A 1,019-nucleotide genomic window follows, 5' to 3' on the forward strand; every position below is an offset into this window, starting at 1 on the left:
CCCCCGTTACTTTCTTCGTAGCCCTTGATCGTGTAGTTATGTGAGGGTGTTGGCCTGTCAGGCCCGGCATGGTTCTTGCCCCCAGTCGCTCATGATCCGGGGGGTGTTGTCACCGGGCCTGACTGGCATCAGGTGATCGCTGATAGGGGCTGGACCGGGACTCGTCCCAGGCCGTTCGTAACGTGGATGCCGAGACTTGATGCCGCGGTTCAGGCCGACTTGTGGAACCTGAGACGGAGGATTCATGATCGAGAACTACGACAGCGTCGACGTCTTCATCGGCGTGGACGTCGGCAAGGGAGAACACCACGCGGTCGCCCTCGACCGGGCCGGCAAGCAACTCTTCGACAAGGCACTGCCCAATGACGAAGCGAAGCTCCGCGAGCTGATCGGGCAGCTGAAACGACACGGCCAGGTCTTGTTCGTCGTTGATCAGCCCGCGACCATCGGCGCCCTGCCGATCGCCGTCGCCCAGGCCGAAGACGTGCTCGTGGGCTACCTGCCGGGGCTGGCAATGAGGCGCATCGCGGACCTGCACGCGGGCGAAGCCAAGACCGACGCCCGCGATGCCGCGATCATCGCCCAAGCCGCGAGGAGCCTCCCGCATGCTTTGCGGTCGCTGCAGCTGGCCGATGAGCAGGTCGCTGAGCTCTCGATGCTTTGCGGTTTCGACGACGATGTCGTCGGCCAGATCACGGCCACGAGCAACCGTACCCGCGGGCTCCTCACCCAGATCCACCCTGCGTTGGAGCGGGTCCTGGGCCCGCACCTGGACCATCCGGCGGTGCTGGATCTGCTGCAGCGCTACCCGACGCCAGCGGCGATGAAGGCCGCTGGCCCAACCCGACTTGGCAACCGGCTGCTGAAGTTGGCACCGCGAATGGGCCGGCGCCTCGCGGACGAGATCACCCGGGCGCTGGGCGAGCAGACCGTCGTGGTGACGGGCACGAACGCGACCAGCGTCGTGCTCCCCAAGCTTGCCGAACAGCTCGCCGCGCTCCGCCGGCAACGGGACGAGA

Annotated in this window: 1 protein-coding gene; it reads left to right on the plus strand. The window is 66.2% G+C overall.

The genetic code is table 11. The features are described 5' to 3' along the window. Positions 1-244: 244 nt before the first annotated feature. Positions 245-1,019 (plus strand): IS110 family transposase (locus tag E3T28_RS08775; protein WP_134429852.1); only part of this gene is annotated, 775 nt, incomplete at its 3' end.

The organism is Cryobacterium sinapicolor, assembly GCF_004403465.1.
Lineage (GTDB): Bacteria > Actinomycetota > Actinomycetes > Actinomycetales > Microbacteriaceae > Cryobacterium > Cryobacterium sinapicolor.